This window comes from Microbacterium sp. 77mftsu3.1 (assembly GCF_900100525.1).
Taxonomy (GTDB): domain Bacteria; phylum Actinomycetota; class Actinomycetes; order Actinomycetales; family Microbacteriaceae; genus Microbacterium; species Microbacterium aquilitoris.
This window is the reverse complement of sequence record NZ_FNCR01000002.1, coordinates 538,541-556,166: the sequence shown is the minus strand read 5'-3', so window position 1 is coordinate 556,166 and position 17,626 is coordinate 538,541. Positions and strand designations below refer to the sequence as shown.

14 protein-coding genes are annotated in these 17,626 nt (G+C 71.0%); 2 read left to right on the top strand and 12 right to left on the bottom strand.

The window, feature by feature from the left end; translation table 11 throughout:
- Positions 1-21: 21 nt before the first annotated feature.
- Both rocD and ddaH read right to left on the bottom strand, forming a co-directional pair.
- Positions 22-1,239, bottom strand: coding sequence for an ornithine--oxo-acid transaminase (gene rocD / locus BLR68_RS07635; protein WP_018187419.1), 1,218 nt, complete (start codon positions 1,237-1,239; stop codon positions 22-24).
- Positions 1,236-2,099: a dimethylargininase gene (gene ddaH, locus BLR68_RS07630; RefSeq protein ID WP_018187420.1), complete on the bottom strand. Its 864-nt coding sequence runs from the start codon at positions 2,097-2,099 to the stop codon at positions 1,236-1,238. Before ddaH ends, rocD begins: the two co-directional genes overlap by 4 nt.
- Before the next feature lie 166 nt (positions 2,100-2,265).
- Between ddaH and BLR68_RS07625 the strand changes: the two genes are divergently transcribed.
- Positions 2,266-3,015 carry a hypothetical protein gene (locus BLR68_RS07625; protein WP_018187421.1) on the top strand — a complete coding sequence of 250 codons (750 nt, stop codon included), beginning with the start codon at positions 2,266-2,268 and terminating at the stop codon, positions 3,013-3,015.
- A gap of 190 nt (positions 3,016-3,205) precedes the next feature.
- Here the strand turns inward: BLR68_RS07625 and BLR68_RS07620 are convergent, their stop codons facing one another.
- Both BLR68_RS07620 and BLR68_RS07615 read right to left on the bottom strand, forming a co-directional pair.
- Complete coding sequence (locus tag BLR68_RS07620; protein ID WP_018187422.1) at positions 3,206-6,928, bottom strand: proline dehydrogenase family protein; 3,723 nt, start codon at positions 6,926-6,928, stop codon at positions 3,206-3,208.
- Between the two features lie 57 nt (positions 6,929-6,985).
- The gene (locus BLR68_RS07615) at positions 6,986-7,546 is read right to left on the bottom strand and encodes an acyl-CoA thioesterase (RefSeq protein WP_026302916.1); all 561 of its coding nucleotides are present in this window, start codon (positions 7,544-7,546) and stop codon (positions 6,986-6,988) included.
- A gap of 132 nt (positions 7,547-7,678) precedes the next feature.
- Here BLR68_RS07615 and BLR68_RS07610 point away from each other — a divergent pair, with 132 nt between their 5' ends.
- The gene (locus BLR68_RS07610) at positions 7,679-8,188 is read left to right on the top strand and encodes a GNAT family N-acetyltransferase (RefSeq protein ID WP_018187424.1); all 510 of its coding nucleotides are present in this window, start codon (positions 7,679-7,681) and stop codon (positions 8,186-8,188) included.
- A 188-nt stretch (positions 8,189-8,376) separates the two neighbouring features.
- Here BLR68_RS07610 and BLR68_RS07605 read toward each other — a convergent pair whose 3' ends face one another.
- The 8 genes from BLR68_RS07605 to BLR68_RS07570 all read right to left on the bottom strand — a co-directional run bounded on the left by BLR68_RS07605 (position 8,377) and on the right by BLR68_RS07570 (position 17,605).
- Positions 8,377-10,101 carry a cytochrome b/b6 domain-containing protein gene (locus BLR68_RS07605; RefSeq protein ID WP_018187425.1) on the bottom strand — a complete coding sequence of 575 codons (1,725 nt, stop codon included), beginning with the start codon at positions 10,099-10,101 and terminating at the stop codon, positions 8,377-8,379.
- Between the two features lie 6 nt (positions 10,102-10,107).
- Positions 10,108-11,097 (bottom strand): electron transfer flavoprotein subunit alpha/FixB family protein, encoded by a 990-nt coding sequence (locus BLR68_RS07600; protein ID WP_018187426.1) that lies wholly within the window; start codon positions 11,095-11,097, stop codon positions 10,108-10,110.
- A gap of 18 nt (positions 11,098-11,115) precedes the next feature.
- On the bottom strand, positions 11,116-11,892 hold the full coding sequence (locus BLR68_RS07595; RefSeq protein ID WP_018187427.1) for an electron transfer flavoprotein subunit beta/FixA family protein: 777 nt from the start codon (positions 11,890-11,892) through the stop codon (positions 11,116-11,118).
- Positions 11,893-11,970: 78 nt separating this feature from the next.
- On the bottom strand, positions 11,971-12,375 hold the full coding sequence (locus BLR68_RS07590) for a RidA family protein (RefSeq protein ID WP_018187428.1): 405 nt from the start codon (positions 12,373-12,375) through the stop codon (positions 11,971-11,973).
- On the bottom strand, positions 12,372-13,148 hold the full coding sequence (locus tag BLR68_RS07585) for an enoyl-CoA hydratase-related protein (RefSeq protein ID WP_018187429.1): 777 nt from the start codon (positions 13,146-13,148) through the stop codon (positions 12,372-12,374). Before BLR68_RS07585 ends, BLR68_RS07590 begins: the two co-directional genes overlap by 4 nt.
- 29 nt (positions 13,149-13,177) lie before the next feature.
- The gene (locus BLR68_RS07580) at positions 13,178-14,374 is read right to left on the bottom strand and encodes a thiolase family protein (RefSeq protein WP_040570593.1); all 1,197 of its coding nucleotides are present in this window, start codon (positions 14,372-14,374) and stop codon (positions 13,178-13,180) included.
- A gap of 91 nt (positions 14,375-14,465) precedes the next feature.
- Positions 14,466-16,307 (bottom strand): hypothetical protein, encoded by a 1,842-nt coding sequence (locus BLR68_RS07575; RefSeq protein ID WP_256335341.1) that lies wholly within the window; start codon positions 16,305-16,307, stop codon positions 14,466-14,468.
- A 107-nt stretch (positions 16,308-16,414) separates the two neighbouring features.
- The gene (locus BLR68_RS07570) at positions 16,415-17,605 is read right to left on the bottom strand and encodes a bifunctional 2-methylcitrate synthase/citrate synthase (RefSeq protein WP_018187432.1); all 1,191 of its coding nucleotides are present in this window, start codon (positions 17,603-17,605) and stop codon (positions 16,415-16,417) included.
- Positions 17,606-17,626 lie beyond the last annotated feature (21 nt).

The following is a 17,626-nucleotide window of genomic DNA, read 5'->3' as shown; positions in this document are numbered from 1 at the left end:
CCGGAGTGTTTCGCCGTGCGGTCAGTCCGCGAGCGCGAGGCGCAGCTGCTCGACGGCCCAGTCGATCTCGGTGGCGCGGATGATCAGCGGCGGCGCCATGCGGATCGTCTGACCGTGCGTGTCCTTGACCAGGACGCCGCGTGCGAGGAGCCGCTCCGCGACCTCGCGCCCGGCCCCCTTCGCCGGGTCGATGTCGACGCCCGCCCAGAGGCCCGCGACGCGGATCCCCGTGACACCCGCGCCGATCAGCGGCTCGAGGCGCGCGCGCAGGTGGTCGCCGAGCGCGAGCGCGCGACGCTGCAGGTCTCCGGTCGCGAGCATCTCGACGACGGCGAGCCCGACGGCTGCGGCGAGCGGATTGCCACCGAAGGTCGACCCGTGCTCGCCGGGGTGGATCACCCCGAGGACGTCGCGGTCGCCGACGACGGCCGACACCGGCAGGATGCCGCCGCCCAGCGCCTTGCCGAGCAGGTACAGGTCGGGCACCACACCCTCGCGCTCGCACGCGAACGTCGTGCCGACCCGGCCGAGCCCCGACTGGATCTCATCGGCGACGAAGAGGACATTCGCCGCCGTGCACGCCTCGCGGACGGCGCGCAGGTACCCGTCCGGCGGGATGACGACGCCGGCCTCGCCCTGGATGGGCTCGATCAGCACCGCGGCGGTGTCGTCGTCGATTGCCGCGGTGAGCGCCGCGGCATCCCCGTAGGGCATGATCTCGAATCCGGGCGCGAACGGGCCGAAGCCGTCCCGCGCCTGCGGGTCGTCGCTGAAGCCGACGATCGTGGTCGTCCGACCGTGGAAGTTGCCCGACGCGACGAGGATCTTGGCACGCCCCTCGGGGACGCCCTTCACCCGGTACGCCCACGCGCGGGCGACTTTGATGCCGGTCTCGACCGCTTCGGCGCCGGTGTTCATCGGCAGGACCATGTCCTTGCCCGACAGCTCGGCGAGCGCCGCGGCGAAGGCGCCGAGCCGGTCGTTGTGGAACGCGCGGCTCGTGAGCGTGAGCCGGCCAAGCTGCTCGGTCGCCGCGGCGACGAGGGCCGGATGCCGGTGCCCGAAGTTGAGCGCCGAGTAGGCCGACAGCAGGTCGAGGTACCGCTTGCCCTCGACGTCGGTCACCCACGAACCCTCGCCCTCGGCGACGACAACCGGGAGCGGGTGGTAGTTGTGGGCGACGTGGGCCTCTTCGGCCGAGATCACGGCGTCCGACGTGGGCAGATCGAGATCGGTCATCGCGCACCTCCGCGCAGTTCGAGCGTGCAGCACTTGATGCCGCCGCCGCCGAGCAGCAGCTCGGACAGGTCGATGGGGACGGGGACGTAGCCGCGCTCCTCGAGCTGCGCGGCGAAGGCGGTCGCGCGGGGCGAGACGAAGACGTGGAGTCCGTCGCTGGCCGCGTTCAGCCCGAAGACGGCACCGTCGGCATCCGACACCTGGATCGCGTCGGGATAGCGCTCGGCGAGGATCCGACGCGACTCGTCGTCGAAGGCGGAGGGGAGGTAGGCGATGTTGGCCCGCTCGACGCCGCCCGGTCCCTCGACGGGATCGAGCACGGTGATCGCGGTGTCGAGGTGGTAGAACCGCGGGTCGACGAGGCGCAGCGAGACGACCTCGCGCTCGAAGACCCGAGCCAGCTCGCGGTGGCTGTCGCCGACGGAGCGGAACCCGGTCCCGGCGAGGATCGTGTCGCCGACGAGCAGGAAATCGCCCTCGCCCTCCTGGACCTCGACGGGTTCGACGACCTCGAAGCCGTGCGCGGCGAACCAGTCCATGAACGGACGCTCCTCGCCGCGCCTTTCGTCGACGCGGAAGCGGACGCCCAACGCCCGACCGCCCACGATGAAACCGCCGTTCGCGGTGTAGACCATGTCGGGCAGACCCGGCACCGCGTCGATGAGCTCGACCTCGTGGCCGAGCGCGACGTACGCGTCGTAAAGCGCCTGCCACTGGCGCACGGCTCTCGCGGTGTCGGTGGGCCGCGAGGGCTCCATCCACGGATTGATGCTGTACGACACCGTGAAGTGCTCGGGCCGGCACATCAGGTATCGACGGTGCTGGGCGATGCGGGTGACCGTGTCGGACTGCGTCGTCATTCTCGCTCCTCGTCTCCGGGGCGGCGGACGCTGTCCAGAGGCCCGACGGAGCTTGCAGAAGCCGACGGATCGGGCACGCCGGATTCCATCATGGCAGGTCGCACCGACGCCGTAGCCGGTGGATGCATGCCGCGCGGGGTGGCCGGTAACTGACAGGATGCAGACCATGGCCAGACGCACGGGTGAACAGACCAGAGCCCTCCTGCTGCGCGCCGGGATGCAGATGCTCCTCGAACGCGGGGTCAGCGCGGGAGTGCAGCACATCCGGCTGCAGGACGTCCTCCGCCGCGCAGGCCTGACGACCGGAGCGGCGTACCGCCTGTGGGACGACCAGGCCGACTACCACCGCGACCTCGCTGTGGCGATGGTGCGGATGCGGGTGGCCGGCCCGGCCGATGCGATCCGCGCCCGCGTCGATGAGCTGATCGCAGCGGGCGCCTCGGGCGAGGAGATCATCCGCGGGGCAGCGCTCGCGCACGTGCAGGCCTCGGAGCTCACGACCGAGGATCCCACCGACCTCCTGGACGCGCAGTCGTTCCGCGTCGCCCTCGCCCTGCGGACGACCGCGGACACGTGGCCCGAGCTGACCGAGGCCAGCTACGAGCGGCATCGGGAGTCGATCGAAGCCTTCATCGAGGTGTACCAGTACGTCATCGACGCCTACGGTATGCGCCTCCGGGAGGGCCTGACGATCGAGGACTTCGCCGAGGCGATGGCCGCTCTGGCGGAGGGATTCGCGATCCGGTCACTCGAGCGACTCGGCCACCCGACGTATCAGCTCTCGGGAGCCGACGGCACCCCGGCGGGCGAGTGGACGCTGCTCGGCCTCACGGTGCGGGCGCTCGTCGATTCGTTCATGACGCCACGCGACGACGCGGACCCCGAGGCCTCCGTCCGCCTGCCGCGTTACGCCTGAACGAACGGATGCCCCGAGCCCGAGACCAGAGGATCTCGGACCCGGGGCCACACTCCCCCCGAAGTGTTCCATGCGCGCTCCCCAGAAGCGCTCGACTATTCAAACAACACGAACGCCGTCGAATCCAGAAAGATAAGTTGTTTTCTTCTGCGGATCGATAAATCCAAGCACATCAGACCGCCGGAGTCCGTCAGATGACCGATTCGCTCCAGTGATCGGGGTTCCCGAACCGGTGAGCGGTGATGGAGATGGCCTGCTCCCGGAGGAACGGGAGCAGCTCGATGCGCCCCGCCTGCGTCATCTCGTCGGCGTAGACGGCGAGGTCGGGGTCGCCGGCGATCGCCACGGCGAGCGCTCCCGCGACCTCGTCCATCTCGGCGCGGGACCCGACCAGCCGCACGCGATCGGCCCGCGACGGGCCGTCCTCCGCGGCAGGCCCGGCCATCCGCGCGATCCACTGCTCGTTCGATTCGACGAACACCTGAACCTCCAGCGCCGTGAGCGCCGAGCGGACCATGGCGGGAAGACCCGTCGGCGTGCTGACGGTGAACGCCGAGCCGGCGCGCACCGCCGCGATGATCGCCCGCACGAGCGCCTGGGGCGCGGCATCCGTCGTCGAACGGATCTCGACGCTCGCGGGCCGGTACCGGAACAGGTTGCGCTCGACACCCAGGTGCGACACGTCGACGACCTTGCCGAAGGTGCGGTTCCACGCGATGGCATCCGAGAGCGCGGCCCGGCGGAGCCACTCGAACGCTTCGTAGCCGAGGGTGGGCTGCGCGGCCTCGATGACGTCGGTGATCGACGAGTCGAGACCCTTCAGGTGCAGAGTCGACGACGCTCCGGCGCCCGCCGTCGGCCGCCACGACCCGAGCCCGATGAGGTGGTTCGGGCCGCCTGCCTTCGCTCCCCCGCCGACCGATGAGCGCTTCCAGCCGCCGAACGGCTGACGCTGGACGATCGCGCCCGTCGTGCCGCGGTTGACGTAGAGGTTGCCGGCTTCGACGCGGTCGAGCCAGAGCGCGAGGTCGTCGGGGTTCTGCGTGTAGAGCCCGGCGGTCAGCCCGTAGTCGACGGCGTTCTGCAGCTCGATCGCGTGCTCGAGCGAACGCGCGTGCATGACACCGAGGACCGGACCGAAGAACTCCTCGAGATGCACGCGCGACCCCGGCTTCACCCCGGTGCGGATGCCGGGGCTCCACAGTCGACCGTCGTACCGCTCGCTCGGCAGTTCGCGCGGCTCGACGAGCCACTGCTCGTCCTCGTCGAGCGTCGTGAGCGCCCACGCGAGCTTGCCGGAGGGCTTCTCGACGAGAGGTCCGACCTCGGTCAGCGGGTCCTCGGGCGAACCGACGCGGAGAGAGGTCGCGGCATCCACCAGCTGACGAGAGAAACGCTGCGACCGGGCGACCGGGCCGACGAGGATCGCGATCGACGCAGCCGAGCACTTCTGACCCGCGTGACCGAACGCCGAACGGACGAGATCGGATGCCGCGAGGTCGAGGTCGGCCGACGGCATCACGATCATGGCGTTCTTGCCGCTCGTCTCGGCCTGCAGCGGAAGGTCGGGCCGCCACGAGCGGAACAGCGACGCCGTCTCGAACGACCCGGTGAGGATCACCCGGTCGACCACCGGATGCGTGATCAGCTGCTTTCCGAGCCCACCCTCGTCGAGGTCGACCAGGGCGAGGACGTCGCGACCGACACCGGCCTCGTCGAGCGCCTCCCAGATCGCCTCGGCGACGACAGCGGCGCAGCGGCGCGCCTGGGGCGCGGGCTTGAAGACCACACCCGATCCGGCCGCGAGCGCGGCGAGCGCTCCCCCCGCCGGGATCGCGACGGGGAAGTTCCAGGGCGGGGTGACCACGGTCACACGGGCCGGCACGAAGACCGCGCCGCTGACGCTGTCGAGCTCTCGCGCGGTCGCGGCGTAGTAGCGGGCGAAGTCGACCGCCTCACTGACCTCGACGTCCGCTTCGGCAAGGGTCTTCCCCGTCTCGGATGCCGCGACCTCGATGAGTTCGCCCCGGCGACCTTCGAGCGCACGCGCCGCGCGCAGCAGCACCTCGGCTCGATCCGCAGCCGGCAGCGAACCCCACGCGTCGGACGCCGCCGTCACCCGGGCGAGGGTCGTCTCGAGCTCCGACTCGGTGCCGATGCGGGCGGCGGTGATCGCGGCATCCCCCGCCGTCGACGTCGCGACCCTGCCGAGGATCGATCGCGCCCACTCACGGTTCGCGGGGAGCGCCGGATCGGTGTCGGCCGTATTGCGGAAGCCGGGGGCACCCGCGGAGACCGCGGTCTCGCGCGAGGAGAACACGGCGGTCTCGACGAACGCGTCGCCGCCGAAGAGGGCGGGACGTCCGGTGGCATCGGCGGGCTGAGTCTCGCCGAGGTCGGTCGGGCGGGAGTCCCTGGCCGCGATCCCGAGGACGACCTGCGTGAGAGCGGCGTCGTCGGCGTCGGTCGCGGGGGCGGCATCCGCCGTCACCGCGTTCTCACCGGCGTCGGGGTTCGCGGTGCGATCCTGGCGGCGCCGCGGGCCCGTGGTCAGCGCGCGGTCGGCGGCGCGCTCGAGCGACGCCGTGAAGCGATCGCGCTCGCGGACGAACATGGCGCGGTCGAAGGCGAGGTCGAACGCGGCGGAGAGGAAGTTCTCGTTCGACGCGTTCTCCTCGAGACGGCGGACGAGGTAGCTGATGGCGACGTCGAACTCGTCGGGGCGCACCACCGGGACGTACAGCAGGACGTGCCCGATCTCGCGCGCGACGGCCTGCACCTGGCCCTGCGCCATGCCGAGGAGCATCTCGACCTCGAGATCGCGCTGCACGCCGCGCTGACCGGCGAGCAGCCAGGCGTACGCGATGTGGAAGAGGTTGTGGCCGGCGACGCCGATGCGCACGGCCTCGGTGTTCTCGGGGCGGAGCGCTTCGTCGAGGCAGCGGACGTAGTTCGCGTCCGTGTCGAGCTTGGTGTCGTACGGAGCGGCCGGCCAGTCGTGCATGACGGCGTCGACGTGCTCCATCGCGAGGTTCGCGCCCTTGACGAGACGGATCTTGATGCGCGCACCACCCGCGGCGACGCGCTCGCGCGCCCACGCGGTCAGCGTGCGGAGGGCGGGGAGGGCGTCGGGCAGGTAGGCCTGCAGCACGATGCCGGCCTCGAGGTCGCGCAGCCGCGGATCGTCGAGGACGCGCATGAACACGGCCATCGTCAGGTCGAGGTCGCGGTACTCCTCCATGTCGAGGTTGAGGAACGTGCCGTCCTCCGCCGCCGACAGGTAGAGGGGACGCAGCCGCTCGACGACGCGCTCTACGATCTCGTCGAAGGCCCACATCGAGAGGTGACTGGCGATGGCCGACACCTTGACCGAGACGTAGTCGACGTCGTCTCGGCGGACGAGCTCGTGGATGCCTTCGAGGCGACGGAGCGCCTCCGACTCGCCCAGGACGGCTTCGCCGAGGAGGTTGAGGTTCAGGCGCGCGCCGGACTCGCGCAGCGTCTGGAGCGCCGGGCCGAGCTTGTCGGGGCGGGCGTCGACGATGAGGTGGCCGACCATCTCGCGCAGCACGCGTCGGGCGATCGGGACGACCGGGGTCGGAAGCAGGGGCGCGACGACACCCCCCGCACGGACAGCGGCACGCAGGTACCAGGGCAGGAAGGCCGGCGCGAGCGGGGCGACCCGCTGCAGATTCGTCGCCGCTGCCGTCAACGACTCCGGCCGCATGACACCGTCGACGAAACCGAGCGTGAACGGCAGGCCGTTGGGGTCCTTCAGCACCCCCGCGAGACGCTCGGCGGCGGGGTCGACAGCGACCTCGGCGGATTCGGCGACCCAGCGCTCTGCGAGGGCGATGGCCCGCTCGGCGAGGTCGGCGGTGGGCGCTTGTGGCGCGACAGACGTGTCCGACATGAGGCTCAGCCTAAGCGTGCCTCGGGCGCGCGCGGCGGGACACGCGAGGGCCGGGCGCTAGGGCCAGATACTGGGCGCTTCCGCACGGGTCGAGGGCAGAGCGGATGCCGCGGCCCAGTCCTGGATCCACTGCGGGATCGGAGCCAGGGTGTCGGGGCGGTGCAGGGCGTCGAAGAGCTCCTCGAGGGGCACGATCCCGCCCGTGCGGCGGAGGAACCGGACGCGCAGGATCATCTCGGCGTAGACCTCTCCCTTCACCACGGCACGGTGCATCTGGAAGACGGCCTTGTCGTCGTGGCCGATGATGCGGCTCTCGACGGTGAACCGCTGCCACAGCTGGAGGGACTTCCGGAAGGTGACGGTCTCGCTCGCGACCACGCCGTACCAGCCGCGCTCATTCATCGTCTGCCAGATGCCGGTGCGGGTCAGCAGGTCGAACCGGCCGAGATCGAACAGCGACGCGTACCGGCCGTTGTTCATGTGGCCGAGCAGGTCGATGTCGGTCGGCAGGGTCCGGAGCCGGACGCGACCGACGGCATCGGGCGGAATCGGTCCGCGGCGGCGGTACATCACCCGCGCGCGCATCAGGGTCAACAGGGTCCGCCACCATACGTTCACGAGCGGTGAGCCTAGCCATGTACACGCGCACAGTGCGGCATCCGTTGTCGCTTGTCGACAGTGCCGGCGCGGCCCGTGCAGGCCCGCCACTGTCGATTTCACGATCCGACGGGCCGTGCGTAGAGTCTGGCCATGGAGCCCGAACTGCAGACCGACACCGTCGTCCGTCCCGTTCGCGACGTGGATGCGGAAGCCCTCGGCCGTGTGCACGCGACGTGCTGGCACGAGACCTACGACCACCTCATCAGCAAGGCCGCCCTCGAGAACGTGTCGGCCCGCCGACTCGCCGAGCTGTGGACCCACTGGGCTCAGCAGGGCCCCGACTTCCGCATGGTCGCCGCCCTCGTGAACGGAGAGATCGTGGGCTTCGCTGGGTCCGGACCCGCCCGCGACCGTGACGCACCCCGCAACCGCGAGCTGTACTTCATCTACCTCCTCGACGCGTGGCACGGCACCGGCATCGGCCAGCGCCTGTTCGACGCCGTCGTGCCCGAGGACGACACCGACCTGTACCTCTGGGTCGCCGAGGACAACCCCCGCGCGCACCGGTTCTACACGCGCAACGGGTTCACGCTCGACGGGGCGAACCACACCGAACCCTTCCTCGGCGAGACGCTGACGGAAGTCCGCTTCGTGCGCTGACGCACGAGCGCGAGACTCGACGGCGCGGCATCCCGTTTCGGATGCCGCGCCGTCGGACTTTGTTCCGGCTGCGCCGGTGAGGCGAGGGATGCACGACCGGTGGGGCGGATGCCGCCTGCGCGGCGCACGGCGGCGACACCAGCGCCGCCGGTCGTGCATGTGTCACCCGACGCGCGCGCCGGGCTGCGTCAGCGGCTCTTGACCTCGCCGAACAGGCGGGCGATCGGGGCGACGACGAGCGGACGCATCGCGACGTAGGCCGCAACGGTGACCGCGATCGAGAGCGCGAAGAGCCAGAAGCCGGTCCAGTTGTCGGCGTACGCCTCGGGGTCGGTCGAACCGGTCGCCGCGTACATGTGGCCGAGGTTCCGGAGGGCCCCGGTCGACAGCACGAGAGCGACGTGGACGACGATGAACAGAACGAAGTAGAGCATCGTCGGGAAGTGGATCTTGCGCGCCCATTCGACGGGGTAGATCCGGTTCAGCGTCGTCGCCTGCTTCGGCCACACCGCACTCATGCGATAGCCGGTGATCGCGGCGAGGGGGGCGGCGATGAAGATGGTGGCGAAGTAGGCGAGCTGCTGGAGCGCGTTGTAGTTCACCCAGCCGTTCTCGGTCGGCCAGTCGAGGGAGACGTACTGGAGAGCCGCCGACACCGCGTTGGGGAACACCTCCCACGAGGTCGGGATCACCCGCATCCATTGGCCGGTTACGAACAGCAGCACGACGAAGATCACACCGTTGGCGAGCCACAGGACGTCGAGGGCCTGGTGCAGCCAGAGGGTCAGGCTCATGCGACGCTTGCGGTCCTTCTTCGAGATCCAGAACGCCGCGGGTCGCTTCTCGGACCTGACCTGCAGCCCGGTGCGGATGATGAGCACGATGAAGAACGCGTTGAGGAAGTGCGACCAGTTGAGCCACGCGGGGAACCCGACGGGGGCCCCCTCGGGCAGGTGGTATTCGCCCGGGTAGGTGGTGAGGAAGTCCTGCAGCGGTTCGAGACTGAGGATCCACCGGACGGCGAGGACCGCCATCGCCGCGACGTAGAGGACCGCGGCGCCGCCGAGGACGACCACGCCGGCCCACTGCACCTTCGTGAACGGGCCGATGCGCGCGGGGTCCGGCTTCGCGGCCGGCCGCCGGGCGACACCGGCGTGCGCGAGCGGCCGTTCGGCGAGCGGTGCGCGCGGCGTGGCCGGCGCGGCGGGCGCGGCGGCCGGGGCGGCGGGCGCGGGCTCCGGGGTGGCGGGCGCGCCGCCCGAGGACGCCGAGACTGCATCCGCGCTCTGAGACTGCGGCGCGAGACCGCTGTCTCGGACTCCACGTGCAGTCTCGCGAGAGGGAGGCGCGGCGCGCGAGGCGGGCGTGGTCTCGGCGGGGGGCCAGGCGTCTCCGCCGGCGGCGCGCGGGAGGCCGCGGCGGACCGCGCCGGAGCCTGCGTCGTCCGCCGAGGCCGCGGCGGCGGAGGCCGCAACGGTGGAGGCCGCCACTGTGGAGGCCGCGGGGGTGGATGCCGCGGGCTCAGCCGCGTCGACGAGGACCGGGTCCGCTCCGTGGTCATGAGCCTCGCGAGGCGGGTTCTCGACGGAGGGGAAGGCCGGGGTCGCGGCATCCGGCGCCGTCGACGCCGCGGGCGGCCAGGCCTCGCCACCCGGCGTGCGCGGGAGTCCCCGGCGCGTCGCAGCACCTCGAGCCGACGCGTTCTGCATCGATGCGGTACCGGTGGGCGCAGTTTCCGTCGGGTCGACGGAAGCGGGTGGCGCGCCGGGCGCGGGCGGGTCGACGGGCGCGGGCGGGTCGACGGGCGTCGCTGCGCCGGCCACGGGCGCAGAGGCCTCCCCGGCGGGCGGCCAGGGGTCGCCGCCGGAGGCGCGCGGGAGTCCGCGGCGCACGGAACGCGCGTATGTCGCCATCCGCTCCTACTTCTTTCCCGCCTCGAGCGCCGCGATCAGCTGCGGCACGACGGTGAACAGGTCTCCGACGACACCGAAATCGGCGATGTCGAAGATCGGTGCCTCTCCATCTTTGTTCACGGCGATGATGGTTTTCGCCGTCTGCATGCCCGCCTTGTGCTGGATGGCGCCCGAGATGCCGAGTGCGACATACAACTGCGGCGACACCGAGACACCGGTCTGGCCGACCTGGTACGAGGAGGGGACGTAACCGGCATCCACTGCAGCGCGGGAGGCTCCGACGGCCGCGCCCAGAGCGTCGGCGAGCTGCTCGACGAGGGCGAACTGGTCGGCCGAACCGAGCCCGCGCCCGCCCGACACGACCTTCGCCGCGCCGCGGAGTTCCGGGCGGCTCGAGACGGCGACCGCCTCGTCGAAGCCCGTGATGGCGGCGGCGGGCGCTCCGGATGCCTCGACCTGCAGCCCGACGATCGTCGGCGCGTCGACGGCCTCGGATCGCGCATCGATCGACCCCTGCCGGACGGTGACCACGAGCGGTCCGTACGTCGCCCCCGCGGTGACGTTGTAGGCGCCGCCGTAGACGGAGTGTTGCGCGAGTACGCCGTCGTCGTCGCGCGAGACGCCCACGGCGTCGACGCAGAGGGCCGCAGAGGTCCGGGCAGCGAACCGTCCCGCGACGTCCCGGCCTTCGATGGAGTTCGAGATCAGGACGGCGTCGGGCTGCACGAGAGCGGATGCCGCGGCCACCGCGTCGACGATCGGCACCGTGAGCGCGGAGTCGGCGCCGCCGAGCCCAGTGGTCAGGACGGTCGACGCGCCGAGGGATCCGGCCGCGGCGGCGAGGTCGGCGTGCCGGGACTCGTCGGCCACGAGGACGACGACGGGGGTGCCGATCGAGGCGGCGGCGCCGATGAGACCGGCGGCGGAAGCGGCCAGCTCCCCGCCGGGGGTCACGTCGAGCCAGACGAGGATGGCGTCAGGGGCGAAGTCGGTCACGATGTTCTCCTCGGTCTCTCACGCCAGCCGGTTCTCGAGCAGGAAGGCTGCGAGCTTCTCGCCGGCATCCCCCTCGTCGACGATCTTCGTCCCCGCCTGCCGCGGCGGCTTCTGCGCGACCGCGGTCATGATCGACTGCGGGGCGGATGCCGGGTCGACGTCGACGTCGAGATCGGCGAGCGACAGCACCTCGAACGGCTTCTTCTTCGCCGCCATGATGCCCTTGAAGTTGGCGAAGCGGGCGTCGGGCAGCGCCTCGGTGATCGAGATGACGGCGGGCAGCGTCGCGGTGACCGACGCGGTGCCGAAGTCCGTCGCGCGCGTGCCGCTGACGCCATCCGTCGTGATCTCGACAGCGGACAGAGCGGTGGCCTGCGGGACGCCGAGGTGCTCGGCGAGCATCGCGGGGAGCACACCGCCGGCGCCGTCGGTGGAGAGGTTGCCGGTGATGACGAGGTCGAACCCGGTGCGGCGGAGAGCTGCGGCGAGGACGCGGGCCGTGACGCCGAGGTCGGCGCCGCGCAGCGCATCGTCGGTGACCTGGACGGCGGAGTGAGCCCCCATCGCGAGCCCCTTGCGGAGGGAGGCGGTCGCGGCATCCGATGCCATCGTCATGACGACGACCTCGGTGCCCTCGTTCGCCTCGGAGTACGTGAGGGCGGCTTCGAGAGCGCGCTCACCGATCTCATCGAGGACACGCTCGGATGCGTCACGCGCGGCGAGCCCCGTCTCGAGATCGAGCGTGCGATCACCCCAGGTGTCCGGCACTTCCTTCAGCAGGACGACGATCTTCATTGACTCCTCCTCGGTATCGCCTCAGAGTCTACGGTCGGGCGCGAGGCTCCCGGTCGGGCCCCGACGGCGGCGGGCGGCTCAACCACCACGGACCGCCGCGACGGCCTCGATCTCGACCAGCTGATCCTCGTACCCCAGCGCTGCCACGCCGATCAGAGTGCTGGGCACGTCATGCTCACCGAAGGCCTCACGCACCACGTTCCACGCCGCCACCAGGTCGTGCCGGTCCGATGAAGCCACCAGAACCCGCGTCGACGCGACATCGGAGAGGGTCGCACCAGCGGCATCCAGGGCGACGAGCATCGTCTCGACGCAGCGCCGAGCCTGACCCGCCACATCACCGACAGCGACCGTCGAGCCGTCGTCGGCAAGCGGGCACGCACCCGCGAGGAAAATCAGCTCGGCCCCTGCTTCGACGTGCGCCGCATACGCATACGGCGCTGCCGCAAGACCCTCGGAGCGCACAAGGCGGACGGCGCTCATCGGTGCCGGAACTCCGGTGCGCGCTTCTCGCGGAAGGCGGCCATGCCTTCCTTCTGGTCCGCGGTGTCGAACAGCCCGGCGAACGCCTGCCGCTCGAACCGCAGCCCCTCCGCCAGTGTCGATTCCACGGCGACGTCGAGCGCCGCCGTCGCCGCGTACAGCGCGGGCAGCGGCTTCGACGCGATGGTCTCCGCCGTGCGCTGCGCATCGTCCAGAAGCTCCGCCGCCGGCACGACGCGCGAGACGAGGCCCGACCGCTCCGCCTCGTCCGCCGTCAGCTGCCGCCCCGTCAGCACGAGTTCCGCTGCCTTGAACGACCCGATCGCCCGCACCAGCCGCTGGGTCCCGCCGAGCCCCGGGATGACCCCGAGACTGATCTCCGGCTGCCCGAACCGCGCCGAGTCGGCCGCGAGGATGATGTCGCACATCATCGCGAGCTCGCACCCGCCGCCGAGCGCATAGCCCGCCACCGCGGCGATGGTCGGCGTCCGCACCGCGGCGAACCGCGACCACTGGCCGAAGTGGTTCGCGAGCAGCATCTCGCTGCCGCTGAGCGCCTCCATCTCCTTGATGTCCGCGCCGGCTGCGAACGCCCGTTCGCTGCCGGTGACGACGATGGCGCCGATCGCGGCGTCGGCGTCGAAGGCCTCCGCGGCATCCACGACATCGTGCATGACCTGCGCATTGAGGGCGTTCAGCGCCTCGGGTCGGTTGAGGGTGATCCACCCGACGCGTCCGCGCGTCTCGGTGAGGATGGTCGCGTAATCCGTCATCCCTTCATGCTCGCAGACGGATGCCTCGGTCAGGCGTCCCAGCGTCGCAACAGCGCAGCGAGCGCCTGGCCGCCGCCGATGCACATCGTGACGATGGCGAACTCTCCGCCCGTGCGCTGCAGGGTCAGCGCCGCACGGACGGTCAGGATCGTGCCGGTCGCACCGACGGGGTGGCCCAGCGCGATCGCCCCGCCGTAGGGGTTCGTCCGCTCCGGGTCGAGCCCCGTGTCGCGCATGACCGCGATCACCTGCGACGCGAACGCCTCGTTGAGTTCCACGGTCGCGACGTCTGCAGGGCTCAGCCCCGTCTGGGCGAAGAGCTTCCGCAGCGCGATCGTCGGCGCGTACCCCATGATCGCCGGGTCGAGCGCCGCGGTCGTGACGGCCTCGATGGTCGCGAGCGCGGGGAGTCCCTCGGCGCGCACGTCCGACTCCCGCATCAGCACCGTCGCGGCGGCGCCGTCGTTGATCCCCGAGGCGTTCCCCGCGGTGACGGTGCCGTCCGGGGTGAACGCCGGACGCAGCCGGGCGAGCGCCTCGAGCGTCGTGTCGGGACGCGGGTGCTCATCCCGTGTCACCTCTACGGGCCGTCGATCGGTGGTCGTCGTGGCGACGATCTCTTCGGCGAAGGCGGCGCGGGCGGCATCCGTCGATGCGCGGCGCTGGGACTCGAGGGCGTACGCGTCCTGCTCGGCGCGCGTCACCCCGAAGCGCTCGGCCACGGTCTCGGCGGTCGTACCCATGTGCCGCCCGCTGAACGGATCAGTGAGCATCGCGAGGGTGCCGTCGAGCAGCCGGCGGTGTCCGAGCGTCGCTCCCGAGCGGGCGTCCATGTCGTAGAACGGCATCCGCGTCATGTTCTCGGCGCCGCCGGCGACGGCGACATCGATGCCACCCCAGCGCAGCTCCTGCGCCGCCGACCAGATCGACTGCAGCCCCGACCCGCACAGCCGGTTCACCGTGAAGGCGGGGGTGTCGTCGGCGAGGCCCGCCGCGAGCGCGATGCGTCGAGCGATGTAGGCGTCGCCGGCGACCTGACCGATCGCGCCGATCACCACCTCGCCGACGCGGGACGGGTCGACCTTCGAGCGGTCGAGAGCGGCGGACACCGCCTGCGCGCCCAACTCGTGTGCGGGTGTCCCTCGGAAACCGCCGTCGAAGCGGCCGACGGGAGTGCGCGCCCCGGCGACGATGACGATGCGCTCCGTGCTCGTGGTGTCCACCATGGCCTCATGCTCGCAGACCGCGCCGACGCCGTACATACGACCGCGCCGCAGCCTTTGACGAGCTGCGGCGCGGTCGCCGGGATCGATGACGTCAGCGCGTGGCCGGGACCTCGAACCGGAGGAACGCGGATGCCCCGTTGCCGATCAGCACCGTGGGTGCGACGATCGTGGCCTCGCCGGCCTTCCTCGGCCCCGCCGTCGACGTGTACCACGTCTCCCGCGTGATGACATCGGAACGGTAGTTGTCGTCGAGCCCCGCGACGAACTGCGCGAAGGACCGCGGGTCCGGCCCTTCTCCACCGAACTCGTCGTCGGCGTCCGGGGCGAACAACTCGACCTGGTACGTGCTGCGCACATCCTTCGGCACGGTGACCGTGAACGGCGCGTACTCGGTCACCTTCTTCGCACCGGGAGCCGGCGCGAGCACCGTGCGGAACGAATACGACCCGCCACGAGCGGCCTTCAGGACACTGCCCGAATCCACCGTCACCCACCTGCCGCTCTTCAACATCTGCACACCGCTGAACGCCGCCGCCCGGTAATCCGCCTCGAAACGCGTCAGGACGTTCACCGACAGGATCCGCACATCCTCGAACGGGTTGCTCTGCAGCGCCGCCACATCATTCGCGACACCATCACCCACGTAGTAGGGCAGTTCGGAGGGGCTCGCGTAGCGGTTCACGTTCTTCAGGGTCGCCGTCGCACCGTCGGCCCGCTGATACGTGATCGTCCACTCGACCCGCGCAGAGCCCTTCTGCACGTTGTCGAGCATCCGGACCGCCTCGTTGCCCATCTGCGCGTACGCGGCGCCGGGGATGAACCCCGGCTCGGACACCTTCGTGACCGTCGTGTTCTTCAGGGTGCCGTAGGCGCTGGTGGTCCGGATTTCGATCGTCGGAGCGGGCACGCCGAGCTTGCCGCGGATGCCGGCGGTCCGATCGTCGAGGAGCTTGCCCTTGACCCGGCCGATCGCGCTGACCATCTTGTACGAGCCGGCGGAGTCGGGGACGATGCGCGCCGCCGATGCGCCGTGGATGCTGGCGGAGAGAGCCGAGTTGCCGCTGCCGGGGTGGCCGTAGGCGAAGACCTCCGTGCCGCAAATGGCGGTCACGGTGCCGACGCTGGCCTCGGTGACGGCGCCGTAGCCGTACGACATCGCGATGTTGCCGCCGACGACGATCGGATAGTCGGCCGCGCGATTCTCGCCACCGGGCACGGCGAGGCCGCCCGCCACCGCGCCGCGGAAGCCGGGGATGCGTTCACTGAGTCTGTCGGTGGCGTCGTCCAGGTCACTCGCCGACGTCCCGATCGTCACTCGCACCGGCTCGATGCGGCGAAGCGTGCTGCTGCGACGAGCCGTCGACTTCTCGTCGGCCATCCGCTCGACGGTCTGCGTCTGCGACGGGCTGAGCGTCTTGGATGCCGGCAGCGCGCCGATCGCCTTCATGTACGCGGCCGGCGTCACACCCGCGACGTTGTCGGGGAGCGAGCTGAAACCGTACGACACCGCGCCGAGCAGGGCGCCGTCCGCGTCGTAGACGGGCGAGCCGGATGCCCCGGCCCACACGCCCGCGGCGAGCGAACCCGACGTGCCGTTGACGATGTCGCCGTCGAGCTTCACGAGGAGCAGATCGCGCGGCTTGCCCGCGGCATCCGTCCCCAACGCGTTGTCGAGCTTGCCGATGTACTCACCGGTGAAGGTCGTGGGCTTGGTGCCCTTGACGGTGGAGCGCCAGGTGACGGGCTCGCCCTCCTTCAGGCCGCTGATGGGCGAGATCGCCAGGCGCTGGCCCGGCAGATCGCAGAAGAGGTTCGGGTCCGACGAGACGGCGTTCGCCGGCGCCGCCGTGAGTGACGCGATGAGGACGGTGGCGGCAGCGGTCGCCACGGCGACGCGCGAGACCCCCGATTTCCGCGCAGGACGGTATGACATGGTGCGTTCCCCCCAGGGTGACGTGTGCGCGCCGAGACCGAAGGTGCTCGGCCACTGGTCACGCAGATGTCCTGAATACCACGTGCGCACGCCCCCGTGGGGAAAGATCAGCCCGCGGCTTCCTCCGGCCGCTCGAGAGCCTCGACCTCGGCGGCATCCGGGACGTAGCCCTCGATGTGCCGCTCGTCCAAACCGCTGTACGCCGCCAGGGGTCGGATGAGGGCGTTGGATGCCTGCTGTTCCATGATGTGCGCCGTCCACCCGGTGATGCGGGCGGCGATGAACAGCGGCGTGAACGTCAGCGTGTCGAAGCCCATGAGGCTGTACGCCGGGCCCGACGGGTAGTCGAGGTTGGGGTAGATGCCCTTGCGCGAGACGAACTCGGACTCGAGCGTCTCGTACAACTCGGCGACGTCGGGCCGGTCGTAGTGCTCGACGAGCGTGTCGAGCGCGGCCTTCATCGTCGGCACGCGCGAGTCGCCGCGCTTGTAGACCCGGTGGCCGAAGCCCATGATCTTGCGCTTGGCGGCGAGGGCCTCGTCGAGCCACGGCACGACGGCGTCGGCCGAGCCGATCTCGTCGAAGATGTGCATGACGGCCTCGTTCGCGCCGCCGTGGAGCGGTCCCTTCAGCGCGCCGATCGCACCGACGACGGACGAGTACAGGTCGCTGAGAGTGGACGCGATCACGCGGGCGGTGAACGTCGACGCGTTGAACGAGTGCTCGGCGTAGAGGACCATCGAGCGGTTGAACGCGTCGATGACGGCCTCGTCGGGCTCCTCGCCGAAGGTCATCCAGAGGAAGTTCGCGGCGTACCCGAGGTCCTCACGCGGCTCGACGATCTCCTGCCCCCGGCGGCGGCGCTGACCGTACGCGACGACGGCGGGGAGGATGGCGAACAGGCGGATGCTGCGGTCCAGGTTCTCCGCCGGCGTGCCCGCGGCGTCGAGCACATTCGCGATGCCCGCGGTCTCGAACGACCCGAGCAGGCTGACGACCGTCCGCGCCTCGTCCATCGGGTGGGCCGAGGTCGGCATCGCGTCGATGAAGGAGCGGATGTCGGCGGGCAGCGCCCGGTTCGCCCGTTCGACCGCCTGCAGCTCGGCGAGCTGGTCGCCGGTCGGCAGTTCGCCGTGCCACAGCAGGTAGGCGACCGCCTCGAACGGCTGCGTGGCCGCGAGCTCCTGTACGGGATACCCGCGGTACAGCAGGGAGTTCGTCTCGGGGTTGACCTTGCTGATCGCCGTCGTGTCGGCGTAGACGCCGGCGAGGCCCTTCTTGATGTCGGGGTCGCTCATGTTCGCTCCTGTTCGTCGACC